The following is a 21,736-nucleotide window of genomic DNA, read 5'->3' on the forward strand; positions in this document are numbered from 1 at the left end:
AGCGGGCCCCGGCCGTCACACGGCCGGGGCCCGGGGGCTGCGGGTGGGTCAGCCGCCGATGACCACCCGGCGGACGCCGGTCCAGCGCGCCGGGTCGGTGACCCGACGGCCGTCGACCAGCACCGTCACGCCCGGAAGGTCGGCCGGGGTGAGGTTGCGGTACTCGGCGTGGTCGGCCTGGATCACCGCGGCGCCGACCGGCTCGCCCTGGTAGCCGGGGAGGCCGTGCGCGGCCAGCTCCTCGTTGGAGTACATCGGGTCGGCGACGTACGGGACGGCGCCCCGCGCGCGCAGCGCCTCGACGGTCGGGAAGACGCCGGAGAAGGCGGTCTCCTTGACGCCGCCGCGGTAGGCCGCGCCGAGCACCAGCACGCCCACCCCGGTCAGGTCCCCGTACGCGGCGGCGAGCAGGTCGACGGCGTACTCCGGCATGGCGGCGTTGGCCTCGCGGGCCGAGCGGACCACGGTGGCCGCCGGGTCGTTCCACAGGTACATCCGCGGGTAGATCGGGATGCAGTGGCCGCCGACCGCGATGCCCGGCGAGTGGATGTGGCTGTACGGCTGGGTGTTGCAGGCCTCGATGACCTTGGTGACGTCGACGCCCACGGTGTCGGCGAAGCGGGCGAACTGGTTCGCCAGGCCGATGTTGACGTCGCGGTAGGTCGTCTCGGCGAGCTTGGCCAGCTCGGACGCCTCGGCGGAGCCGAGGTCCCAGACGCCGTTCGGGCGGTCGAGGTCGGGGCGCTCGTCGAAGTCCAGCACCGCCTCGTAGAACCGCACGCCGTGCGCGGCCGACGCCTCGTCGATGCCGCCGACCAACTTGGGGTAGCGGCGCAGGTCGGCGAAGACCCGGCCGGTGAGCACCCGCTCCGGGCTGAACACCAGGTGGAAGTCCTGGCCGGCGGTCAGGCCGGAGCCCTCCTCCAGCATCGGCGCCCAGCGGCTGCGGGTCGTGCCGACCGGCAGCGTGGTCTCGTAGCTGACCAGGGTGCCCGGCTTGAGCCCGCGGGCGATGGCCCGGGTGGCGTCGTCCATCCAGCCGAAGTCCGGCACGCCCTCGGCGTCCACGAAGAGCGGCACGACCACGACGACCGCCTCGGACTCGGCGACCGCGGCGGCCGTGTCGGTGGTGGCCGACAGCAGCCCGGCGGCGACCGCCTCCTTCAGCTTGACGTCCAGGTCGGCCTCGCCGGGGAACGGCACGGCACCGTCGTTGACCAGCTGGACGACCCGCTCGGAGACGTCGGCACCGATCACCCGGTGCCCCTTCGAGGCGAACTGCACGGCGAGCGGCAGACCGATCTTGCCGAGCGCGACGACGCAGATGTTCATGAAACTACTTTCCTCCAGAGGGCCAGATTCGGCGCAGGCGGGCAAGGAACCGACCGGGGGTCACCGGCGTGATCGCGACGATCACCTGGCCCTTGTGATTGGTGGTGGGCGTGACGAGGTGGAACCGGACGCCGTGCCGGGCCAGCAGCCGTGGCGCCGCGACGCGGCGGTCCGTGCGCAGCGGCGCCGAGGCCGTCCCGCCGAGCGCGGTCACCTTGGCGCGCACCACCCGGCGCTCGCCGTTCGCCGCGACGACCGCGAGCAGCCGGTCCATCGCGAAGTCCGTCCGTACGACGGTACCGGTGCCGTCGGGCGCGACCGACGTCACACCCGTCAACTCGCCCACGCTGACCTCGATGGCCTCGGCGGACAGCTCGGACAGCTCGGCCCATCGGCTGTGTGCGGTGACCACCAGCGCGCGGGCGCCGGTGGCGTCCCGGCCCCAGTCCAGCCTGGTCGCGGACAGCTTCGCCAGCGCCTTGGCGGCGTGGTCGGTGATGTCGTACCAGTCGTCCGGGTAGCCGAACGCCGGGTCGCGGAAGCCGACGTGGTGGGCGTACCAGCGGCCGTCCTCGACGGTGACCTCGGGCAGCGCCTTGTCGGACTGCTGCCGGATCAGCTCACCGAGCTGCGCCAGGTCGCCGTCGCGGGCGACCGCCACCCGCACCCGCACGTCGCGCGCCATCCGGGCCAGGACGCCCTCGGTCAGGTACGCCTCGGCGAGCTTGCGGATCCGGTCGTGGACGTGCTGCTGGACGTCCGGGGACAGCTCCAGGAACTCCGCCCGGAGCAGCTTCGCCACCTCCCAGCTGAAGTGGCGCAGCAGCACCGCGTCCCGGCGTGGGCCCGGCTCGATCAGCCCCGCCACGAAGCCGACCAGTTCCTCGGCGCAGCGCAGCCGCTCCTCGAAGCGGCTCGCGTAGGTGATGTTCTGCGCGTTCTCCCGCTTGACCGCGTAGTAGTACTCGTAGTCGGCGAGGACGGAGATCTTCTTCGCCCGGAAGCACGCCTCCAGCGTGAACGGCTGGTCGCTGCCCATCGGCATGTCGGTGCGGAACCGGAGGCCGTGGCGCTCGACCAGGTCCCGCCGGAACAGCTTGGTGTTCGACAGCGACCAGGGCAGCGGGCTGTCGAAGAGGTCCAGCCGTTCCTCGGTGCTCGCGTAGGCCGCCTGGTGCACGTAGCGCTTGTTGGTGCCGACCATCCGGCCGAGCACCACGTCGGACTCCCACCGGTCGGCGGCGGCCACCAGGCGCTCCAGCGCCTCCGGGCCGAGGTGGTCGTCGGAGCCGATGAAGAAGACGTACCGGCCGCGGGCGTGGTCCAGCGCGAGGTTGCTCGGGGCGGCCGGGCCGCCGGAGTTGGCCTGGTGCAGCACCCGGACCGTGTCCGGGTAGCGCTCGGCGAACCGGTCCAGCTCGGCGCCGCTGCCGTCGGTGGAGCCGTCGTCGACGGCCACGACCTCCAGCCGGTCCAGCCCGATGGTCTGCCCGACCAGCGATTCCAGGCAGGTGGTCAGGTACGGCATGGTGTTGTAGACGGCCACGACCACCGTCACGTCGGGCTGCCGGCTCACGGTGCCGTCCTCCGTTCGCGACTGCGGGGCTCGCAGACCCGGCTCACTCCTCGCGCTCACGCGCCCACTCCCACCGAGGTCGGGGTGGCGCCGGGGGCCGGATCGCCGGCCGGCGGGGCGTCGGGCAGCAGCCGGGAGTAGACGCCGTCGAGCACCTGCGCCTGCGCCTCCCAGGTCCAGCCGGCCAGCAGTCCGGGCCGGTCGTACGCGGCGCGGTAGCGCTCCGGGTCGGCGAGCACCGCGCTGACCGCCCGGACGAAGTCGGCCACGTCCTCCGCCGTGAACACCTCGCCCTGCCCGGTCTCCCGGACAGTCTCCGCCATCGTCCGCACGTCGGAGACGACCAGCGGGAGGCGGGCGTGTGAATACTCGAAGAACTTGGTGATCAGCGCGATCTCGTGGTTGGGCCAGTGCTGGATCGGGATGACGCCGACCTGCGCGCCGGAGAGGAACCGGACCACCTGGTGGTGCGGCACGTAGGGCAGCAGGTGCACCCGGTCCGCCACGCCCAGCTCGCCGGCCCGGGTGACCAGGCCCTTGACGTAAGCCGACGTGGGCTTGTTCACCACGAACGCGACGTGCGCGCCGGGCAGCCGGGGCAGCGCCTCGACCATCACGCCGAGGCCGCGCTTGGCGGCGGCCACCCCGCTGTAGACCAGCAGCGGGGTCTCCGGGCCGATGCCGCAGAGCGCCCGGATGTCCGGCACCGGCTCGCCCGCGTCGGCCGGCAACTCGTCCACCGCGGGGGCGTTGAGCACCACCGCCGGGCGCTCGGCCAGCCCGTGCTCCCGCTGAAGCAGGTCGGCCAGGCCACCGGAGACGGTCATCGTGGCGTCCGCGTACGGCACGTACTCCCGCTCGTGGGCCACGTTGCCGGGCAGCCAGCGGGCGTTGTCCCGCCACGGCTGCACGCCGGGCAGGTACTCGTGGGCGTCCCAGACCAGCGCGATCCGGCGGCCCTTCGCGGCGGCCCGGACCTTCGCGCGGGCGCCGACGCCGATCATCCGGAAGTCGTTGGCGTGGATCAGGTCGGGTGCCAGCTCGTCGACGACCGGGCCGTAGGCCAGCTCGTAGTCCCACAGCCCCGGCTCGAGGCGGCGCCACGCGCCGTCGCCGCGCAGCCGCTGCCAGAACAGCGTGTACGCCCGGTCCCAGGGACCGTCGAGCTTGCGGCCCTTCCGGGCCTGGTTGAGCTGCCGGTTGCGGAAGCCCACCCACTTGCGGGTCAGGCCGGCGAGCTTCTCCTCGGCGCGCAGGGCCGCCCAGGGCAGGCCACCGGGCCGGCCGGCGCCGGACTCCTTGGCCGCGGTGGTCAGCGCCGCCCGCCGGACCGCCAGGTCGGCCCGCCAGGCCTTCACGGCCTGGGTGCGGTGGGCGGCGATGCCGGACGGCGGGTAGGCGAGCGGCCGGCGCAGCCACGCCCGCCGGAACTCGTGCCGGCGCTTGGCGAGCGGCTCGGGCATCGGGATCAGGCGGACCTCGGCGTCGCCGAGCCGCCACTGCTGCGGCTGCCCGACGGGCGCGCGCCCGAGGAGGACGACGTCCCAGCCGGCCTCGGCCGCCGACCGGGCGGCCTTCTGTACCCGGGAGTCACCGATGACCCCGTTGTCCACCAGCATGACGACCCGTCCCCGGGTGGCCGCCGCTGCGGTCGTGCCGTCAGATCGCATTCCTTGCCCGTCTCCGTCGTCGCCAGCACCGCACCCGCGGACGGGAGCGAGTCTACGACAACGGATCGGCCGCGAACGTCCGCCGCCGTCGGTGGTCCGCGCCCTCCTGTGCCGGTTGCTACCCTCCATGCTGTTCGACGCCAGGTGGCCACCCGGTTCGCGGGTCCCGGCCGGCGCCGAGCCCCCGACGGGCCGGGTGAGCCGTCGGATCACCCCAGCTCAGCGCGGACGGGATCGCAAAATGGACGTGGTGACGACCGAGGAACCGAGCCGGCCGACGCCGGCTGCCTCCACCGAGCCGGCGAGCCCCGACCCGGGCCGCGCCGGCCTCGGCCGGCGGCTGCGGGACGCCACCCGGTACGCGCTGCCCGCGCTCGCGGTGTACGCCGCGATCCGGCTGGTGAGCGTGCTGACCGTCTACGTCTGGGCCCGCAACGTGGGCACGTCCCCGCTGGGGCGGCTGGTGCGGGCCGACGGGACCTGGTACATGGCGATCGCCCAGCACGGCTACGACGGGTACGAGAAGACGCAGAGCAACATGGCGTTCTTCCCGCTCTTCCCCGGCCTCACCGCGGGCCTGGACCGGATCTCCCCGCTCGGCACGCCCGAGGCGGCGGTGGCCGTGGCCTGGGTGGCCGGGCTCGCGGCCGCCTGGGGGCTGTTCGCGATCGGCGCGCACCTGCACGACCGGCGCACAGGCGTGCTGCTCGCCGCGCTGTGGGCGGCGGTGCCGCACGGCGTGGTGGAGTCGATGGGATACAGCGAGAGCCTGTTCACCGCCCTCGCCGCCTGGACGCTGTACGCGCTGCTGCGCCGCCACTGGGTGACCGCGGGGGTGGTCTGCCTGTTCGCCGGCCTGACCCGGCCGACCGCCTCGTCGCTGATCCCGGTGGTCGGGCTGGCCGCCCTGCTGGCGATCGTCCGGCGCCGGGACGGCTGGCGGCCCTGGCTCGCGCTGCTGTTGGCCCCCGCCGGCTGGCTGGGATACCTGGCCTGGGTGGGTGCGCGGACCGGGCGGCCGGACGGGTGGTTCCACATCCAGTCCGCCGGCTGGGGCACCAGCTTCGACTTCGGCTTCTACACCGTGGAGCGGGCCCAGAAGGCCCTGGTCCAGGTGGCGGCGCTGCCGCTGCTCGTGGTCACCGTGGTGGCGCTGCTGGCGGTCATGTTCTTCGTGCTGAGCCTGCTCGACCGGCAGCCCTGGCAGCTGCTGCTCTACAGCGGGCTGCTGCTGGTCACCACGCTCGGCGCGGCCGGCTACTACCACTCCAAGGCGCGTTTCCTGCTGCCCGCGTTCCCGCTGCTGCTGCCGGCGGCCGTGGGCCTGGCCCGGGCCGGCTGGGCCCGGGCGACCACGGTGCTCGTGACGGTGGCGCTCTTCTCCGCCTACTTCGGCGGCTACCTGCTGCTGATCTGGCGGTACTCGCCCTGACGGTCAGCGGGTGAAGGGGCGGACGTCCCAGAGCCAGACGTCGTCGACCCGCTGCCCCGGGCCGTACAGCGCGTCGAGCACGGCCTTCAGGTCGTCGTGCCGCCTTGCTCCCCGGTCGGGCAGCGCCACCGCGTCGGCCTTCCAGTACCGGACGTCGGCCCGCGCCTGGGCGATCTCGGCCGGGCCGACCGCGGTGTCCCGTTCACCGCGGGCCACGGCGGTGAGCAGCGCGGCCGTGGGCTGCGGGTCGACCCCCCACCGGCCGGTGGCGTCGGTGGCGGAGACCGGCCCGAGGAAGTAGCCCCCGGGCACCGCGAAGCCGGCCACCGCGACGGAGCTCCAGTAGAGCGAGGTCATGCCGTTGAGCGGCACCGGCACCAGGGTGCGGCCGGGCGCCGTGTGGTCACGCCAGGCGCCGCTCGTGACGAAGTCCGGCACCGGGTTGCGGCCACGCGCCTCCAGCGGCAGGGGCAGGACGGGCAGCAGCGCGGCGGCCATGGCCACGGCGCCCGCCCGGGCGACCAGGCGGCCGGGCGGCCGGTCCCGGCGGGCGGCGAGCCGGTCCCCGGTGACGGCCAGCAGCACGCCGAGCGCCGCGGTGGTGATCAGCGCGAACCGGGCCACCACCACGGAGTCGAACACCGGCAGGTCCTGCACCAGCGCGAACGGCGCCGGGATGTCGGTGCGGCGGGTGCCGGAGGTCCAGGTGGTGCCGACGGAGAGGAGCGCCGAGGCGAGGCCGACGGCCCCGACCAGCCGGGCGGTGATCTCCCGGCGCAGCCACCAGAGCGCGGCGGACGCGACCACCAGCAACGGCCAGCCGTAGAAGCTGGCCTGCTCGGTGGTGTTCGGCCCCCACTCCACGGCGCTGGTCGGGCTGCCGGCCACCGACCCGGTGGCGAACCGGACGTACGAGCCGAGCTTCAGGGCGTACATGTCCGGTGCGCCGGGGTGACCGACCCGGTGCTGGGGGCCGGCGAACTGCATCCACAGCGGGTAGGCGGCCGCCACGGACACCAGCACGGCGGCGATCGCCAGACCGGGCAGCAGCGGGCGCAGCCGCCGCACCGCGTCGCGGGGCCGGAACGCCAGGTATGCGAGGGCCAGCAGGAGGCAGCCGAGCGCGGTGAGGAAGAGGATCTCCAGGCTCACGAAGAACTGGGCGACCACGAGGCCGCCCAGCACCAGGCCGTCGCGGACCACGTGCCCGCCTCGGGACAGCGCGACGACCCGCCAGACGATGAACGGCACCAGCCACTGGGCGGTGATGTGCGGGTGGCCGTTGCTGTGCGACACCAGCGCCGGCGCGAAGGCGCAGAACAGGCCGCCGACGAAGGCGGCCGCCCGGGAGCCCACCACGTGTCGGGAGAGCACGTGGTACCAGGCGTAGCCGGTGCCGGCCAGGTTCAGCGTGATGAACAGGAGGTAGGAGAAGGGCGCGCCGAGGAGCAGGGTGACCGGGGCGAGCACGAGCCCCGGCAGTTGCAGCCCGACGTTGGTCATCAGGTTCACCCCGGACGGGGCGTTCTGGAGCGTGGTGAAGAACGGGTTCTCCAGGTGGCTGACCGCGTGCGCCGCGTAGGCCAGCATCCACTCGTTGAAGCCCTGGTCGTTCGGCCGGCTGCCGAGCAGCAGCCCGTCGGGGTCCGGCCACCCGCGGGCGGTGACCCAGAGGGCGCCGGCGAGGTAGCCGAGCGCGACCAGCACGCGCGAGCGCCAGGGCCGGACGGCCGTGCGCTTCCGGCCCGCCCGCTCAGCCGGGTCGGGATCTTCGTGAGGCGCCGCGACGGTGTTACCGGCGGGAACGGGCTCGCGGTCGCGGGTGTCGGGCGCGGGCCCGGTCATGGGGGAAGTCTACCGAAGCGTCCGCTTTATCCCGTGGCTCGCCGAGGGGATGTCGCGGGGCGACGCCGCGGTGGGCGGCGACCGGGGCGGGGCGAACCGGGGGCACGGCGGCCGGCCCCCGCCACATGGCGGGGCGTTCCGCGCCGGAGACGGCGTTATTGTAGTGTCCGCACCCTGTCCGAGGGCCGGGCCACGGCCGTCGGCGGAGCAGGCACCGCGTCCGGCCGACCGCGAGGTCCGGCGTACCGCTGATGGAAAGGTCCCTCCCGGCTCATGGCCCCGCTCGGTGGACGTCCGGCGATCGTCGCCCCCCGACCCGGTGGCGCGGGCCGACCGTCCGGGTCACGACGCGGCATCTCCCCACCTCCCCAGGATCGGAATCGATGAACAACGGGCGAACTCTCTGGGACTCGTTGAAACTCCCCCGGCCGCGGCGATCCGGGTCCCGACCGCACATGATCTACCTCGCGATCGGCTTCCCGCCGGCGGCGAAGAGCTGCGCCTACCGCATGCGGGAGACGGCGAACCAGTTCGCCGCCGCGGGCTGGGACGTGACCGCGGTCACCATCGCGGACGAGGCCTGGGAGCGCGAGTACGGACTCGACCACACCCTCTCCCAGGGCCTGGACTCCCATGTCCGGGTGGTGAAGCTGCCGCTGTTCCGGGATGACCTGGAGACCGACATCCGCTCCTTCACCGAGCAGCGCGCCCTGGCTCACCTGGACTACCTGGCCAATCTGCGGAAGCAGAACCTGAAGGTCTTCCCCGAGCCGGTCTTCGGCGGCTGGCGCCCCGCGCTGGAGAAGGCGCTGCTCCAGATCCACCGGGAGCGGCACGCCGACCTGCTGGTGACGACCTGCGCCCCGTACGTCAACTTGGCCGCGACCTGGAAGCTGTGGGAGACCCACCGGGTGCCGTACGTGGTGGACTTCCGCGACGGCTGGTCCGTCGACGTGATCAACAACGGCGAGGCGTTCCCCAAGGAGTCGGTCTCCGGGCAGTGGGAGATCAAGCTGCTCACCAACGCCGTGGCCATCTGGAACGTGAACGAGCCGATCTCGCGCTGGTACCGCGAGCGCTACCCCGAGCTGGCGCACAAGATGCGGATCGTGCGCAACGGCTACGACGCGGCCAGCATCCCGGCCCAGGTCCGTCCCGCTCCCCCGGACCGACCGCTGACCTTCGGTTATCTCGGTGCCCTGAACCTGCCCGTGCCGCTGCTGAGCGCCGTGCTCGAGGGCTGGCGGACGGCGCGCGCGGAGGACCCGGCACTGGCGGACGCGCGCTTCGAGGTACGCGGCCACATCGGCGCCGCCTGGGCGCGCGGCGACAACGCGCACGCCGAGCTGCTCAGGGCCGCCGCCGCCGACGGCGTGCTGGTCGGCGGCTCGGTGCCCAAGGCCGAGGTGGTCGACCTCTACTCCCGCTGGGACGCGGTGGTGCTGATGGTGACCGGCGGCCGGTACATGACCTCCGGCAAGGTCTACGAGTACATGGCCACCGGCCTGCCGGTGGTCTCCGCCCACGAGGCGGACCACGACGCCTCCACCGTGCTGTCCACGTACCCGCTGTGGACCGGGGCGGTCGGGCTGGACCCGGCCGAGCTGGCCGGCGCCTTCCGGCGGGCCGCCGCGATGGCCCGCACGGCCGACGGGGCCGAGCGGGAGAAGGCCCGGGCCGAGGCGCGGCAGTACGCCCGCGAGGAGCAGCTCATCCCCGCCGTCCGGGAGGTCACCGAGCTGGTGCTGGGCACCGGCGGATCGTCCGGCACCCCGCAGGTCACCCCCGCCGGCGCGCGCGTCCTGGCCAGAGAAGGTAGGTCATGATCGAGGTCCTGATGGTGCTGGGCGCCGTCCCCGGCCGGGTGGCGGTCCTCACCGACGCGCTGGAGCAGTTCCGCGCCCTGGGGGTCACCGTGCGGGTGGCCACCACCTTCAACCCGGCGGAGAAGATCCCGGCGGCGACCGAGCTGGCCGAGGTGCACCTGCTGCCGACGGCCAAGGAGCTGGGCCCGCGCTTCGGCCGCATGATCAAGCGAGCCAGCCCGGGCCGCCGGCCCTGGCTGCGCGCCCAGCGCGACCCGTGGGTACGCCGGCACGCCAAGCGGGCCGACGTGCTGGTCGCGCTGGACGCGCAGGCGCTGCACACCGTCTGGCAGCTGGCGCAGCGGTACCGCCGGGCCGACGCGGTCTACGGCATCGCCCCGGCGCTGCGGGCGGTGGAGAAGCGGTCGGCCGATCCGGCGCGCTACCGCCGCCCCCGGCTCACCACCGTCGGCCCCTCCCCGGCCGTGCTGACGAGCGCCACCCGCAGCCAGACCGTCGACCTGGCGAAGCGGATGTTCGAGATCAGCACCGGCAAGAGGGCCATGAAGCTCGGCCCGGTGCGCTGGTTCTGGCAGGGCGCCGTCACGGCCCCCGGCCTGCCGGAGCGGCACCGGGGCAAGATCGCCCGGCGGGTCAGCGGCAGCATGCTCAAGACCGGGCACGGCGCCAGCGCGAAGCGGTTGGCGCTGGCGGCGCAGGGCCGCCTGAAGAGCCCGACGACCAAGGGGCAGCTCCTCGGCCCGATCGTCGACGCCGAGCTGGCCCAGGGCAAGGTGCCCGAGCACCTCATGACCGTGGTGCGGGGCCAGCTCAAGCTGGCGGACGGCTTCCTCAAGAAGCGGAACCCGGGCAAGGCCGCGCCGCACGTGCTGCGCGCCTTCAACCTGATGTTCCACCGGATCGTGCAGTTCGACGGTCCCACCTCGCCGCTGGCCGAGGATCCGGAGAAGTTCCTCGCGCCGCTGCACAACAGCGAGGCCGGCAGGGCGATGGCGACACCGCGCGGCCGGCAGAGCCCGGCGGAGTTCCCGCCGGCCGGCCGGCCGCACCGGATGCTCTTCTTCACCGGGCTGAACGACAACTTCCTCGGGCCGATCCTCGAACGCTACGAGGCGATGCCCGGGGTGGAGGTCCGCCGGCTGAACCTGATGGAGGAGTCGATCCTCCCGGTGCTCAGCAACGGCCGCACGAACGTGGTGCACCACATGCTCGCCGGCACCTCCAAGCGGGCCGGGGAGGTCCAGGAGGCGTGGGGCCCCCACCTCGAGTGGGCGGACACGGTCTTCGTGGACTGGTGCAACCTGGGGGCCGCGATGCTGACGATGATCGACCCGGGCACCACCCGGGTGATCGTCCGCCTGCACAGCTTTGAGGCGTTCAGCTGGTGGCCGCACCTGACCGACTGGTCCCGGGTGGACGACGTGGTCTTCGTCTCCGAGCACCTCCGCGACCTGGCGCTGGCCGCGGTGCCGCGGCTGCGCGCCCCGCAGGGGCCCCGGACGCACATGATCAGCAACGCCATGGAGCTGCACCGGTACGTGGCACCGAAGGTCTCCGCCGACAGCCGGTTCACCCTCGGGCTGGTCGGGTTGAGCTCGCTGGCCAAGGACCCGCGCTGGGCCCTGGCTGTGCTGCGGGAGCTGCGCCGGCGGGACGAGCGGTACCGTCTCAAGCTGATCGGCGACGACCTCAACCCCGAGCTCAGCCCGGCGATCGCGGCGTACGTCCGGGAACTCGACGCCGAACTGGCCGAGCTGGAGTCGTCCGGCGCCGTGGTGCGGACCGGCCGCACCGAAGACGTCCCCGGCGCGCTCACCGACGTCGGGGTCATCCTCAGCACCTCGCTGCGGGAGAGCTTCCACTGCGCACTGGTCGAGGGCGCGGCCAGCGGCGCCGTACCGGTGGTGCGGGACTGGCCGTTCTTCGCCGGCCGGCCGCACAGCGCCCGGAGCCTCTTCCCCAGCGACTGGGTGGTGAGCACCCCGGAGGAGGCCGCCGAGCGGATCCTGGCCCTCACCGCGTCGGAGGAGGTCTGGCGCGAGGCGGGCCGGGCGGCCGCGTCGCACGTGCTGAGCACGTGGGACTGGTCGGTCACGCAGAAGGACTTCGACCGGCTGCTGCTGGAGCCGCCGGCCACGGCCGACTGACCGTCGCACGAGCGGGAAACAATTCGGCCGGCTCCCCGGAGGGGGAGCCGGCCGAACCGTTTGTCCAGGGTCAGCGCGAGGTGCCCGCCAACTCCCGCTCGTCCTCGGGCCGCCGTGCCGACGGAGTACGTGCCCCGCCGGCCGGAGGAACGCCCAGCAGCGAGCTGTACACCTCGTCGAGGATCCGGGCCTGGGCCTCCCAGGTCCAGCCCTCCAGCAGGCCGGGCTTGTCGTAGGCGGCCCGGTAGCGCTCCGGGTCGGCGAGCACGGCCCGGACGGCCCGGACGAAGTCGGTCAGGTCCTCGGCGGTGAACACCTCACCCTGACCGGTGGCCCGGGCGGTCTGCGCCATGGTCTTCACGTCGCTGACCACGATGGGCAGCCGGGCGTGCGAGTACTCCAGGTATTTCGTGATCAGCGCCAGTTCGTGGTTGGGCTTGTGGTGGATCGGGATGATGCCGGCGTCCGCCGCGGACAGGAACGGCACCACCTGCCAGTGCTTGACGTACGGCAGCAGGTGAACCCGGTCTTCGACGCCCAGCTCGACGGCCCGCGAGCGCAGCGCCTCGGAGAACTGGTTGTCACCGTTCGGGTTCATGGTCACGAACGCGAGGTGCACCTCGGGCAGCTCGGGAAGCGCCTCGACCATGATCTGGCAGCCCCGGCTCGGGTTCACCGCGCCGGCGTAGACCAGCACCGGGGTCCGCTCGTCCACTCCGCACAGCGCCCGCAGGTCCGGCACGTCGCGGTCGGCCTCGGCCGGCGGCGCCATCGGCGCGTTGAGCACCACGGCCGGCCGCTCGGGCAGGTCGTGGGTCTCCTGCAGCAGCTCGGCGAGGGTGTCCGAGACCGTCACCACGGCGTCCGGGTAGGCGGCGTACTCGGCGGTGTAGGCGATCTGGGCCGGCAGCCAGCGCGGGTTGTCCGCCCGGCCGGTGATGCCGCCGACGAACTCGTGGGCGTCCCAGACCAGCTTGGTCTTTCGTCCGGCGGCCCGGGCCCGCAGCATCGCCCGCGCGCCGACCCCGAGCATCCGGAAGTCGTTGGCGTGGATGATGTCCGGCTTCAGCTCGTCGATCGCCGAGCGGAACGCCAGCTCGAAGTCCCACAGGCCCGGGTCCAGCCGGCGCCAGCTGCGGTCGCCCAGCAGCCTCTGCCAGAACCGGACGGGCAGCCGGTTGAACAGCGCCTCCGGGTCGGTCTGGGCCTTGCGCAGGCGGCGGGTCTCCCCGCTCCGCAACCGCACCCACCGGGCCAGGGCCGTGGCGGCGGCGCGGGACGGCAGCTGGGCCGCTCGGCCCACGGCTGCGGGAACCCCGCCGCCCTGAGCCTGGGCGCGGACCCGGCGCTCAAAGAGGTCGGCCTGCCAGGCCTTGATCTCCTGAACCCGGTAGGCGGCCTTGGTGGTCGAGGCGTAGGCCAAGGGTCGCCGCAGCGAGCGGCTGTAGTCCCGGGGCAGCCGGTGCAGCGGCTTCGGCACCCGGAGCAGCCGCACCTCGGCGCCGCCGATCCACCAGTTGTCCGACTCGGAACGCGCGTTGCGGATGCCGAGGAGGAAGACCTCCCAGCCGGCGTCGGCCGCCGACCGGGCGGCCTTCTGGACCCGTGAGTCGCCGTGCACGCCGTTGTCGACCAGCATCACCACCCGTCCCCGGGTCGGTCGGGCATTGCTCTTCGGGCCTGCTTGCATCGGGTGCTTCTCCTCGTTGACGGGGCAGGGCACGGGCTGTCGGCGGATCAGCGGAGGAAGGCGTCGAAGGCCTCGGCGGTCCGGCGCCCATCGTGGTGGTCACGGACGTATCGCGCGCCCTCCGCAGCGAGGGCGACCGCGGCGTGCCTGTCGTCGAGCAGCGACTCGATCGTCTTGACCAGGGTGCTGGGCGTGGCGTTGGCGATCGGCGGCTGGACGCCGGCCGCCCGGTGCGGCCCCTCGCTGACGTACGCCACCACGACCTTGCCGGCGGCCATCCCCTCGCAGGAGAAGGTGCCGTAACTACCCATCACCAACTGGTCGACCACGATGTCGGAGTCCTGCACCAGGCGACGCATCTCGCTGTGCGGCAGACCCTCCACCAGGCGCAATTCGATGATCCGTCGATCGTGGAGCTCCTGCAACCGGGGCAGGAGCCGGTCGGTGCCCTTGGTCCACCGCTTCGACGGCGCGTGCAGCACCACCGGCCGGGCGCGTTCCAGCACCGGGCGGTCGCAGGCCCAGCCGTCCACGTCGACGATCAGCGGCGCCCAGGTGGCGAACGGCACGTCGTCCAGCAGGTCTGGGGTGGTCACGAAGAACGGCAGGCCGCTCTCCTCGGCGGTGCGCCGGTTCCGCTCGGCCACCGTGGTGAGCCGCTCGCGCAGCTCCTCCGGCGCGTCCCGGAACGCGGACTCGGCGTGCCGCTCCAGGTGCGCGCCCGGATGGCGGATCTCGCTGCCGTGCGCCAGCAGCGCGACCTTGAGCCGGGCCCGGCGCAGCGCGGGCAGGTCCGCGGCGATGTCGTCGCCGTTGCCCCGGCCGAGCACGGGGCGGAACGCGTCCACGATCAGGTGCGTGTACCAGCCGAGCACCCGCCGGGCCTGCTCCATCTGCACGTCGAGGCGGTGTTCGCTGGGGTAGTGCACGTACCGGTCGGCCGGGTAGCGGTAGGTGGCCGGCGGCTTGGCCATCACCAGCTCGATGCCGACGTCCGTCCGCGCGGCGGTGATCGCCACCGCCAGGGCGGAGAGCTGCCCGGCGTAGTTCGCGGTGCCCAGCCCCAACCGGACCGGACCGGCGCCGAGCGCCCGCCACGGGCCCGGGGTGCCGGCCTCGATCGGCGCGACCGGAGGTTCCTCCGGTGCGGGCGTCGCGTCACCGCCGCGCTGCCAGGCCCGCTGCACCGCCTTCGCGAAGGAGGGCAACGAGCCGGGCGCGAAGAAGTCGCCGGTCCGGTGCGGGGCCAGGTACTCACGGACCACCCGGCTGTCCGCCGCGACGACCCGCAGCCCGGCGGCGACGTACGTGTCGAGCAGCGCGAGACCGGCGTCCGGCTCGAACCCGAACACGGCCACGTCCGCCGAGGCGAGGAACGCGGCCGTCACCGTGCGCGGGCGTGGCACCTCGTGGATCCGGCGCCGGGCCTTGCCGGCCCGGCGGATCAGGTCCTGGGCCGCCGCCCGCTCGGCTTCGCCGCAGACCAGCGCCAGGTGGAACTCGGGCAGCCGGGCCAGGGCGCGTACCACGCCCGCCAGCGCCCGGTCGCCCGCGATCCCGCCCGCGTGTACCAGGAGCGGCGTGCCGGCGGGCAGCTCACAGAGTTCGCGTACCGAAGGGGTCTCCCAGGGCCGCGTGCCGGCGGCGGCCCGGCGGAGCGCGATGCGCCACCGCCGGGGAATCCGCCGCCGCACCGCCGAGACCGTCCGCCGAACCGGCGCCGGGCTCATCGCAGTGCCGGCTCCGCGTCGTTGCCGCTGGCCACGACGGACACGACCTTGCCGTCGGACGCGGACTCGAGGAGACCGGCGGCGACCCGCACGGTACGCAGACCCTGCCGCAGCGTGACGATGTCGCTCTGCTTGCCCTCCACGGCGTCGCGGAAGCGCTCGTGCTCGACCAGCAGCGGCTCGCGCTTCGGGATCGCGTAACGGACCATGTCGCCCTCGGCCACGCCGCGGAACGCGCGCAGCGCCTCCCACTCGGTGTCGATGGCGGCGTTGGCGTAGAAGGTCAGGTCGGCGGTGAGCGTGTCGGCGACGAAGCAGCCCTTGTCGCCGGTCACCACGGTGGACCGCTCCTTGAGCGGGCTCAGCCAGTTGACCAGGTGGTTGACCATCGTGCCGTCGGCGAGCTGGCCGACGACGGCGACCATGTCCTCGTGCAGCCGGCCGCTGCGGGAGACCGTACGGGCCGACACGGAGGTGTATTCCTGGCCGGTCACCCAGGCGGTCAGGTCGATGTCGTGGGTGGCCAGGTCCATGACCACGCCGACGTCGGCGATCCGGTGCGGGAACGGGCCCTGGCGCCGGGTGACGACCTGGAAGACCTCGCCCAGCTCGCCGGCCTCCAGCCGGGTGCGCAGGCTCTGCAGTGCCGGGTTGTAGCGCTCGATGTGCCCGACACCGGCGACCAGGCCGGCGGCCTCGAACGCCTCCACCAGCGTGGTGGCGGCCTCGACGGACTGGGCCAGCGGCTTCTCGATCAGCGCGCAGACGCCGTTGGCGGCCAGCTCCAGGCCGATCCGCTCGTGCAGCGCGGTCGGGCAGGCGACGACCGCGTAGTCGATGCCCATGGCCAGCAGGTCGGCCAGCTCGGGGACGACCGGGGCGCGGAGCGTGCCGGTCACGTCGCCGGCCGGGTCGACCACGCCGACCAGCTCGACGCCGTCGAGGTTGGACAGCACCCGGGCGTGGTTGCGGCCCATGGCGCCGAGGCCGATGAGGCCGGCGCGCAGCTTGCGGCCCTGGCTCATCGGGCACCCCCGGCGAGGTTCGCGCCCTCGGCGATCCGCTCCAGGTCGGCCGGGCTCAGCGACGGGTGCACCGGCAGCGAGACGACCTCGGCGGCGGCCCGCTCGGTCTCCGGGAGGTCCCACGGGCCCGGCTTGCCGTCGGCGTCCAGGTAGGGCTTGAGCCGGTGGATCGGGGTCGGGTAGTAGACGGCGTTGCCGATGCCCAGCTCGGTGAGGCGGGCCATGGCCGCGTCCCGGTTGCCCTCCACCCGCACGGTGTACTGGTGGTAGACGTGCTTGGCGGCGTCCGCCACGGGCGGGGTGACCATGCCGGTGATCTTCGAGTCGAGGAACTTGGCGTTGGCCCGGCGCTGCTCGGTCCACTCGGCGAGCTGGGTGAGCTGCACCCGGCCGATCGCGGCGGCCACGTCCGTCATCCGCATGTTGGCGCCGACGATCTCGTTGGCGTACCGCTGCTCCATGCCCTGGTTGCGCAGCAGCCGCAGGGTGCGGGCCAGCTCGGCGTCGGCGGTGGTGACCATGCCGCCCTCCAGGGCGTGCATGTTCTTCGTGGGGTAGAAGCTGAAGCAGCCGGCGGTGCCGAAGGCGCCGACCGGGGTGCCGTTCAGGGTCGCCCCGTGCGCCTGGGCGGCGTCCTCGACCACGGCGAGGCCGTGGCGCTCGGCGATCGCCATGATCTGGTCCATGGCGGCCGGGTGGCCGTAGAGGTGGACCGGCATGATGGCGACGGTGCGCGGGGTGACCGCGGCGGCGACCGCCTGCGGGTCGACGCAGAAGCTGCCCGGCTCGATGTCCACGAAGACCGGCTCGGCGCCGACCAGCCGGACGGCGTTGGCGCTGGCAGCGAACGAGAACGAGGGCACGATGACCTCGTCACCCGGGCCGAAGCCGAGCGCCATCAGGGTGAGCTGGAGCGCGGAGGTGCCGGAGTTGACGGCGACGCAGTGCCGGCCGGCGACCAGGTCGCCGAACTCCTCCTCGAACGCGGCTACCTCGGGGCCCTGCACGACCCGGCCGCTCCGCAGCACCCGGACAGCCGCCTCGATCTCGGCCTCGCCGATGATCGGTCGTGCTGGGGGAATGAACTCTGGATGCGGCCCGACCATGGGGCTTCCTCCTGTCGACACGTTGCTCATTGGGGGGAACGTTCTGGGGATGGTAGCGGTTTGTGGTGAAAACAACCTGGTCGCGTTCAATGTCCGGCCAGTTGTTCTCTGCTGTTCATGATCGACGGCCGGCCGCCGACGACGCGACCGGGGGTGAGACTTCCACCTCGTCGCGGACAGGCCCCAAGCATGCTACCCGCAGGGCCGCGACGATCGCGGAGGCCAGTCGGGGCACCTCGTCGAGCTCCAGCGGCGCCCGGGAGATGGCCATCCGCCAGTAGACCGGACCGACGATCAGGTCCACCGCGGCGCGCCGGTCGGTGTCCGGGGAGAGCTCCCCCCGCTCGACCGCACGGCCGATGAGGATCCGCCCGACGGCCTGCTGGTAGTCGTCCAGGGCGGCCTGGAGCTTCTCCGCGATCTGCGGGTTGCGGGCCGCCTCGGCCAGCAGGTCCGGGATGATCTGCGAGGCCAGCCGGTGCCGCAGCGCGCGGGCCATCACGTGGAGCAGGATCTCCAGGTCGCCCAGGAGGCTCCCGGTGTCCAGCAGCGGCAGGTTGCGCCCCGCCGCCGCGGAGACCATGTCCAGCACGAGGTCGAGCTTCGAACGCCAGCGACGGTAGATCGCGGTCTTGCTGACCCCCGCCCGGCGGGCCACCGCCTCGATGGAGAGGCGGCCGTAGCCGACCTCGGCCAACTCCTGCATCACGGCGGCGCGGATGGCACTGGTGATCTCCCCGCGCAGCACCGCCGCGCCGGCCGGGGCACGCCTCTTCTCGGTCGTCACGTGGGACAATGTAGCGCAACGACGGTACGGTTGCGTCCCGACGTGTTTTGGACTACCTTTCCGGCAGCAGCGAGGCACCCTCCCCGCCCGGCCGCGCTAAATTTCCACGCCGCGACACATCTCTTTCAGCTCCCCATCGGCACGAAAGATCGGAGCGCCTGACCATGGCCAACACCGCGGTGGCCGACCCCGAATCCGGGCTGACCCGGGCCCAGCTAGCCCAGCGGTACGGGCTGCGGGTCGCCGGGGAACGCCCACCCCTGGCCGAGTACGCCCGAAAGCTGTGGGCGTACCGACACTTCATGACCGCGTACTCGCGGGCGAAGGTCGCCTCCTCGTTCAGCAACACCCAGCTCGGGCAGCTCTGGCAGGTGCTGACACCGCTCACCAACGCGGCGGTCTACTACCTGATCTTCGGCGTGATCATCTCGCAGAACCGGCACGTGCCGAACTTCATCGCGTACCTCTGCACGGGTGTCTTCATCTTCACGTTCACGCAGAGCGCGGCGCTCCAGGGCACCAGCGCGATCACCGGCAACCTGGGCCTGATCCGGGCGCTCCAGTTCCCGCGCGCCGCGCTGCCGATCACCGTCACCCTGGTGCAGCTCCAGCAACTGCTCATGTCGATGGTGGTGCTGGCCGGGATCGTGCTGTTCACCGGCGAGCCGATCACCTTCCGCTGGCTGCTGATCGTGCCCATGCTGGTGCTTCAGTCGATCTTCAACGTCGGCCTGACCATGATCATGGCCCGGATCGGCTCCAAGGTGACCGACCTCAAGCAGGTCATGCCGTTCGTGCTGCGCACCTGGCTCTACGGCTCCGGTGTGCTCTACAGCGTCAAGCTCTTCGAGGACCGGCTCCCCGGCTGGGCGGCGACCGCCCTGGAGTCCAACCCGATCCTGGTCTACATCGAGCTTGCCCGGTACGCCCTGCTCGACTCGGCGTACCCGGAGCACATCGCCTCGTCGCCGCTGCGGCTGTGGACCCTCGCCGTGGCCTGGGCCGTCGTCTTCGGCATCGGTGGCTTCGTCTACTTCTGGCGCGGAGAGAAGGAGTACGGCCGTGGCTGACCAGACCCAGCCGGCGGGCAACGCCGCCGTGGTGGACGCGGGACGGGTCCCCACCGTCGTGGTGGACGACGTGCACGTGATCTACAAGATCCACAAGGGCGCCACCGGCGGCACCACCCCGGTCTCCGCGCTCAAGCGGATCGTGTCCCGGACGAACGCGCCGAACATCCGCGAGGTGCACGCGGTCAAGGGGGTGAGCTTCACCGCGTACGAGGGTGAGGCCATCGGCCTGATCGGCAGCAACGGCTCCGGCAAGTCGACCCTGCTGCGGGCCATCGCCGGCCTGCTCCCGCCGGCCCGGGGCGCGGTCTACACCCAGGGCCAGCCGTCCCTGCTCGGCGTGAACGCGGCCCTGCTCAACGACCTGTCCGGCGAGCGCAACGTGGTGCTCGGGTGCCTGGCCATGGGCATGACGCCGGAGGAGGTCAAGCGGCTCGCGCCGGAGATCATCGAGTTCTCCGGGATCAACGAGCGCGGCGACTTCGCCTCGCTGCCCATGCGCACCTACTCCTCCGGCATGGGCGCCCGGCTGCGCTTCGCCATCTCCTCGGCGAAGAAGCACGACGTGCTGCTCATCGACGAGGCGCTGGCCACCGGTGACCGCAAGTTCCGGGCCCGCAGCGAGCAGCGGGTCCGGGAGCTGCGCGACAGCGCCGGCACGGTCTTCCTGGTGAGCCACTCGATCAGCTCGATCCGGGACACCTGCGAGCGGACCATCTGGCTGGAGAGCGGCGTCCTCAGGATGGACGGCCCCACCGACGAGGTCTGCGACGCCTACGAGAACCAGAAGTAGCCGTCCGGGAGCGCACCGGTCCCGGGCTCGCCCGGGTCGGTGCGCTCCGTCGTACGCGTTAAGGTTTTCTGGTTGCCGGCGAAAGTTCACCACCCGGTCATCCAGGCGCAAATCCCCATCCACCCGCAGAAGTGAGGAACGGCAATGACGCAGGACCGCACCCCCGCCCCGGACGCCCAGCCGGCGAGCCCGGCGCCCTGGCGCCCCTCGCGGACGGTGGCCGTGATCCTCGCCGGGGGGACCGGGACGCGTCTCGGGCTGGGCATCCCGAAGCAGCTGCTGAAGATCGCCGGCAAGCCGATCATCGAGCACACCCTGGCGGTGTTCGAGGCCGCGCCGGAGATCGACGAGATCATCGTGCTGATGGCCGCCGGCCACGTGCCCGACGCCGAGCGGATCGTCGCCAACGCCGGCTTCCGCAAGGTCAGCAAGGTGATCGAGGGCGGGGACACCCGCAACGACACCACCCGGATCGCGCTGGACGCGGTGGGCGAGGGCGACGTCAACATCCTCTTCCACGACGCGGTGCGCCCGCTGGTCAGCGCCCGGATCGTGCGCGAGTGCGTGAACGCGCTCTGGACCTACTCGGCGGTGGACGTGGCCATCCCGTCCGCCGACACGATCATCCAGGTCGACGAGGACGACTGCATCACCGGCATCCCGGTCCGCGCCACGCTGCGCCGCGGCCAGACCCCGCAGGCGTTCCGCTCCGGCACCATCCGCGAGGCGTACCGGCGGGCCGAGGGTGACCCGGACTTCGCCGCGACCGACGACTGCGGCGTGGTGCTGCGCTACCTGCCCGGCACGCCGATCAAGGTGATCGACGGCTCGGACGAGAACATCAAGGTCACCCACCCGGTCGACGTGCACCTGGCGGACAAGCTCTTCCAGCTCGCCGCCGCCCAGGTGCCCAAGCTCACCGACCACCGCAGCTACTCCGAGGAGCTGACCGGCCGGACCATCGTGGTCTTCGGCGGCAGCTACGGCATCGGCCACGACCTCACCGAGCTGGCCCGTCGCTACGGCGCCCAGGTCTTCCCGTTCAGCCGCTCCACCACCGGCACCCACGTCGAGCGGGCCGAGGACGTGGCCGCCGCGCTGAAGACCGCCTTCGAGGCGACCGGCCGGATCGACCACGTGGTGGTCACCGCCGGGATCCTGGAGAAGGGCGCCCTCGCGGAGATGGACGAGGAGACGATGGAGCGCCTCCTGCACGTCAACTTCGTGGGCCCGGTCACCATCGCCCGGCAGTCGCTGCCGTACCTCCAGCAGACCAAGGGCCAGCTGCTGCTCTACACGTCCAGCTCCTACACCCGGGGCCGGGCGCGCTACGCGCTCTACTCGGCCACCAAGGCCGCGCTGGTCAACCTGACCCAGGCGCTCGCCGACGAGTGGGCCGAGTTCGGCGTACGGGTCAACTGCGTCAACCCGGAGCGCACCGCCACCCCGATGCGCACCAAGGCGTTCGGGGAGGAGCCGGAGCACACCCTGCTCTCCGCCGAGGCGGTCGCCCAGGCCTCCCTGGACGTGCTGATCTCCGAGCTGACCGGTCAGGTGATCGACGTCCGCCGGGCGCCCGGCGAGGCCGTCGCCGCGGTGCCCGCCCAGCCCGGCGCCCGCGACGCGGACGACGGCTCCAGGTCGCAGCGCGGCGCCAGACGCGCCGAGCTGGAGTCGTCGGAGCTGCCCACCGGCATGGACGCCTGA

The 21,736-nt window shown here is 72.9% G+C and carries 15 protein-coding genes; 6 read left to right on the plus strand and 9 right to left on the minus strand.

Features of this window, described 5'->3' with window-relative positions:
* Window positions 1-48 precede the first annotated feature (48 nt).
* The 3 genes from FXF50_RS09940 to FXF50_RS09950 are packed head-to-tail and all read right to left on the minus strand — an operon-like array spanning window position 49 to window position 4,578.
* Window positions 49-1,332, minus strand: a complete 1,284-nt coding sequence (locus FXF50_RS09940; RefSeq protein WP_148426925.1) for a nucleotide sugar dehydrogenase — start codon at window positions 1,330-1,332, stop codon at window positions 49-51.
* Between the two features lie 4 nt (window positions 1,333-1,336).
* Window positions 1,337-2,908, minus strand: a complete 1,572-nt coding sequence (locus FXF50_RS09945) for a glycosyltransferase (protein WP_255509965.1) — start codon at window positions 2,906-2,908, stop codon at window positions 1,337-1,339.
* A gap of 56 nt (window positions 2,909-2,964) precedes the next feature.
* Window positions 2,965-4,578 carry a glycosyltransferase family 4 protein gene (locus FXF50_RS09950; protein WP_370464092.1) on the minus strand — a complete coding sequence of 538 codons (1,614 nt, stop codon included), beginning with the start codon at window positions 4,576-4,578 and terminating at the stop codon, window positions 2,965-2,967.
* A gap of 241 nt (window positions 4,579-4,819) precedes the next feature.
* Between FXF50_RS09950 and FXF50_RS09955 the strand changes: the two genes are divergently transcribed.
* Window positions 4,820-6,010 (plus strand): glycosyltransferase family 39 protein, encoded by a 1,191-nt coding sequence (locus FXF50_RS09955; protein ID WP_148426926.1) that lies wholly within the window; start codon window positions 4,820-4,822, stop codon window positions 6,008-6,010.
* 3 nt (window positions 6,011-6,013) lie between these two features.
* Here FXF50_RS09955 and FXF50_RS09960 read toward each other — a convergent pair whose 3' ends face one another.
* Window positions 6,014-7,855: a hypothetical protein gene (locus FXF50_RS09960; RefSeq protein ID WP_148426927.1), complete on the minus strand. Its 1,842-nt coding sequence runs from the start codon at window positions 7,853-7,855 to the stop codon at window positions 6,014-6,016.
* Between the two features lie 455 nt (window positions 7,856-8,310).
* Here FXF50_RS09960 and FXF50_RS09965 point away from each other — a divergent pair, with 455 nt between their 5' ends.
* Window positions 8,311-9,681: a glycosyltransferase gene (locus FXF50_RS09965; RefSeq protein ID WP_255509966.1), complete on the plus strand. Its 1,371-nt coding sequence runs from the start codon at window positions 8,311-8,313 to the stop codon at window positions 9,679-9,681.
* Entirely contained in the window at window positions 9,678-11,828 is a 2,151-nt protein-coding gene (locus FXF50_RS09970; RefSeq protein ID WP_255509967.1) for a glycosyltransferase family 1 protein, read from the plus strand. The genes FXF50_RS09965 and FXF50_RS09970 overlap by 4 nt, the downstream gene beginning before the upstream one ends.
* Before the next feature lie 70 nt (window positions 11,829-11,898).
* Here the strand turns inward: FXF50_RS09970 and FXF50_RS09975 are convergent, their stop codons facing one another.
* From FXF50_RS09975 to FXF50_RS09995, 5 genes are all read right to left on the minus strand, one after another.
* Entirely contained in the window at window positions 11,899-13,518 is a 1,620-nt protein-coding gene (locus FXF50_RS09975) for a glycosyltransferase family 4 protein (RefSeq protein ID WP_148426929.1), read from the minus strand.
* Between the two features lie 47 nt (window positions 13,519-13,565).
* Window positions 13,566-15,212 carry a glycosyl transferase family 1 gene (locus FXF50_RS09980; RefSeq protein WP_255509968.1) on the minus strand — a complete coding sequence of 549 codons (1,647 nt, stop codon included), beginning with the start codon at window positions 15,210-15,212 and terminating at the stop codon, window positions 13,566-13,568.
* Between the two features lie 32 nt (window positions 15,213-15,244).
* A complete protein-coding gene (locus tag FXF50_RS09985; protein ID WP_091310520.1) occupies window positions 15,245-16,273 on the minus strand; it encodes a Gfo/Idh/MocA family protein in 1,029 nt (342 codons plus the stop codon).
* The gene (locus FXF50_RS09990) at window positions 16,270-17,379 is read right to left on the minus strand and encodes a DegT/DnrJ/EryC1/StrS aminotransferase family protein (protein ID WP_148426931.1); all 1,110 of its coding nucleotides are present in this window, start codon (window positions 17,377-17,379) and stop codon (window positions 16,270-16,272) included. Before FXF50_RS09990 ends, FXF50_RS09985 begins: the two co-directional genes overlap by 4 nt.
* A 115-nt stretch (window positions 17,380-17,494) precedes the next feature.
* A complete protein-coding gene (locus tag FXF50_RS09995; protein ID WP_148426932.1) occupies window positions 17,495-18,166 on the minus strand; it encodes a TetR/AcrR family transcriptional regulator in 672 nt (223 codons plus the stop codon).
* 164 nt (window positions 18,167-18,330) lie between these two features.
* On the opposite strand from FXF50_RS09995, the gene FXF50_RS10000 reads away from it, so the two are divergent.
* From FXF50_RS10000 to FXF50_RS10010, 3 genes are all read left to right on the plus strand, one after another.
* Entirely contained in the window at window positions 18,331-19,236 is a 906-nt protein-coding gene (locus FXF50_RS10000; protein WP_148426933.1) for an ABC transporter permease, read from the plus strand.
* Window positions 19,229-20,029: an ABC transporter ATP-binding protein gene (locus FXF50_RS10005; RefSeq protein ID WP_148426934.1), complete on the plus strand. Its 801-nt coding sequence runs from the start codon at window positions 19,229-19,231 to the stop codon at window positions 20,027-20,029. The genes FXF50_RS10000 and FXF50_RS10005 overlap by 8 nt, the downstream gene beginning before the upstream one ends.
* Before the next feature lie 144 nt (window positions 20,030-20,173).
* On the plus strand, window positions 20,174-21,736 hold the full coding sequence (locus tag FXF50_RS10010; protein WP_255509969.1) for a bifunctional cytidylyltransferase/SDR family oxidoreductase: 1,563 nt from the start codon (window positions 20,174-20,176) through the stop codon (window positions 21,734-21,736).

Source organism: Micromonospora sp. AP08 (assembly GCF_008085935.1).
GTDB lineage: Bacteria > Actinomycetota > Actinomycetes > Mycobacteriales > Micromonosporaceae > Micromonospora > Micromonospora chersina.